4 protein-coding genes are annotated in these 2,665 nt (G+C 72.0%); 2 read left to right on the top strand and 2 right to left on the bottom strand.

What is annotated here, in order from left to right; all coding sequences use genetic code 11:
* Both VR45_RS34465 and glnII read left to right on the top strand, forming a co-directional pair.
* Positions 1-248: LAETG motif-containing sortase-dependent surface protein (locus VR45_RS34465; RefSeq protein WP_045943848.1), on the top strand; the 248-nt coding region annotated here is incomplete at its 5' end.
* Between the two features lie 169 nt (positions 249-417).
* Entirely contained in the window at positions 418-1,440 is a 1,023-nt protein-coding gene (glnII, locus tag VR45_RS34460) for a glutamine synthetase (RefSeq protein ID WP_045943847.1), read from the top strand.
* Between the two features lie 162 nt (positions 1,441-1,602).
* Here glnII and VR45_RS34455 read toward each other — a convergent pair whose 3' ends face one another.
* Both VR45_RS34455 and VR45_RS34450 read right to left on the bottom strand, forming a co-directional pair.
* Positions 1,603-2,034, bottom strand: a complete 432-nt coding sequence (locus VR45_RS34455) for a GNAT family N-acetyltransferase (protein ID WP_045943846.1) — start codon at positions 2,032-2,034, stop codon at positions 1,603-1,605.
* A 123-nt stretch (positions 2,035-2,157) separates the two neighbouring features.
* On the bottom strand, positions 2,158-2,665 hold a 508-nt coding region (locus VR45_RS34450; RefSeq protein WP_052709600.1), incomplete at its 5' end, for a DUF4232 domain-containing protein.

Genomic DNA, 2,665 nt, shown 5'->3' with positions numbered 1-2,665 from the left:
CCCGCGCCGCCGCCCCGCAGGCGGCCACCGCGACCCCCTCCGCCCGCCGGACCGGCACCGGCACGTCCTCCGCCGCGCCCGACCACCTGGCGTCCACCGGCGGCAACGACGCCACCGCCCCGCTCGCCGCCGGCGCCGCGGCCCTGGTGGCCGGCGGCGCCTTCGCCCTCTGGGGCACCCGCCGCCCTTCGCCCTCGGGGCACCCGCCGCCCCGCACCGCGGTCGCGGCCCACGCCCGCCGCCACTGACCCCTGGTCCGCTGTCCGTGCGGGAGTGCCACCTGCGGCACTCCCGCACCGTGACCGTGCCAATGCGGACGGTTGGTTCACATGCGCGTTACATGAGAGGAACAACCGGGAAACGGCGCCTTGCAACGCTACGCGGGCACCCACCACCCAGTTTGCGAGGTACACCGCCGTGGCAATCAAGGCCGAGTACATCTGGATCGACGGCACCAAGCCGACCGCCAAGCTCCGCTCCAAGACTCGTGTCCTGCCGAACGCGGACAAGATCCCCACCTGGGGCTTCGACGGTTCCTCGACCAACCAGGCCGAGGGTCACGCCTCGGACCGCGTGCTCGAGCCGGTCCGGGTCACCAAGGACCCGATCCGCGGCGGCGACAACATCCTCGTCCTCTGCGAGGTCAACGAGACCGACGGCACCCCGCACGAGTCCAACACCCGCGCCCTGCTGCGCGGTGTCGCGGAGCAGTTCGCGGACCAGGAGTCGATCTTCGGCATCGAGCAGGAGTACACCTTCTTCAAGGGCTCCCGCCCGCTCGGCTTCCCCGAGGGCGGCTTCCCGGCCCCGCAGGGCGGCTACTACTGCGGTGTCGGCGCCGAGGAGGTCTTCGGCCGCGAGATCGTCGAGCTGCACCTGGACCGCTGCATCGACGCCGGCCTCGCCATCTGCGGCATCAACGCCGAGGTCATGCCCGGCCAGTGGGAGTTCCAGATCGGCCCGGTCGACGCCCTGACCGTCTCCGACGACATGTGGATCGCCCGCTACCTGCTCTACCGCACCGCCGAGGAGTTCGGCATCGACGCCACCCTCGACGCGAAGCCGGCCCGCGGCGACTGGAACGGTGCGGGCGCGCACACCAACTTCTCCACCAAGGCGATGCGCGAGGGCTACGACGCGATCATCACCGCGTGCGAGTCGCTCGGCGCCTCCCAGGAGCTGGTCCTGGAGCACGTCACCCAGTACGGCGCCGACATCGAGTCCCGCCTGACCGGCAAGCACGAGACCGCCCCGTGGAACGTCTACTCCTACGGTGTCTCGGACCGCGGCGCCTCGGTCCGCATCCCGTGGCAGGTCGAGGTCGAGCAGAAGGGTTACATCGAGGACCGTCGTCCGAACGCCAACGTCGACCCCTACGTTGTCACCCGCCTGCTGATCAACACCTGCTGCGCCGCCCTGGAGAAGGCCGGCCAGGTCTGATCCACGGCGATCCGCCGGTAGCACCACGCACCGCGTACGCCCGCAGGGCCTCCCCGTCGCACGGGGAGGCCCTGCGGGCGTTTCCGGCATCCGTCCACCCGGCGCGGTGTCCACCGCATGGCTTCACCGCAAGGCTTTACTGCATGGCTTCACCGCATGGCTTCACTGCTGGCCGAGGACCATCCACTTCTCCGGTTTCACCATGGGTTCGAAGCCGACCTTGGCGTAGACGGTGTGGGCGTCGGCGGTGGCGAGCAGCAGGCGGCGCAGGCCGTAGGGGGCGAGGTGGTCGCGGACGGCGGTGGCAAGGGCGGTGCCGAGGCCCCGGCCGCGGGCGGCCGGGGCGATGTAGACGTCGCAGAGCCAGGCGAAGGTGGCATGGTCGGTGACCACCCGGGCGTAGCCGATCTGGGTGCCGGAAGCGCTCTCGTAGACACCGAAGTTGAGCGAGCCGGCGATGGCGAGGTCCTGCTTCTCGCGGCTGCGGCCGAGTGCCCAGTAGGCGTCCTCGGACAGCCACCGGTGGATCAGCGCGGCGTCGAGGCGCGCGGGGTCGGTGGAGATCTCGTAGCCGTCCGGCAGTTCCGTGGTCATGGCCGGATCCAAGCAGAGCGGCCGCCGCCGGACCAGCGATTACCGGTCCGGCGGCGGCCCGGTAATCGCGGCCCGGTGCTCGCGGGCCGGTGATCACGGCCCGGTGCTCGCGGGCCGGGCCGGTCAGTGGACGGGGACGGCCTCCGTGGGCCGGCTGTGCCAGTTGGTGACGATCGGCTTGTCCACGTTGGTCGGGCCGATCGGCAGGCTGACCGGGTCGGGGTCCGGGTCGTTGACGCCGACGATGACGTCGGTGAACTGGATCGCCTGGTTGTCCTTGGTGGTCTTGGTCATGACGCCCGCGTAGGCGGCGTCCGACCCGCTGAGCTTGATCGGCTGGGCGGCGGTCTGCTCGGCCTTGGCCGCCTCGATGCCGCCCGAGCCGAAGGCGATCACGGGGCGGCGGGCGGGCAGGGTGCAGGTGACGCCGGGCTTGGCCTTGGCGGTGATCAGGATGTAGCCGCCCGCCTGGGACTCGGCCTTGGCGGTGAGGACGAGGTCCTTGGCGCCGCAGGTGCCGGCGGCCTGGGCGGGGGCGGAAGCGGAGGGCTTCCCGGTGGTGGTCGCGGTCGAGGGCGCGCCGGCGGGCGCGGAGGCCGGGGCCGGAGCGGAGGCCGCCGGAGTGGAAGCC

The organism is Streptomyces sp. NRRL S-495 (assembly GCF_000966955.1).
Taxonomy (GTDB): domain Bacteria; phylum Actinomycetota; class Actinomycetes; order Streptomycetales; family Streptomycetaceae; genus Kitasatospora; species Kitasatospora purpeofusca.
This window is presented reverse-complemented; position numbering and strand designations above follow the sequence as displayed.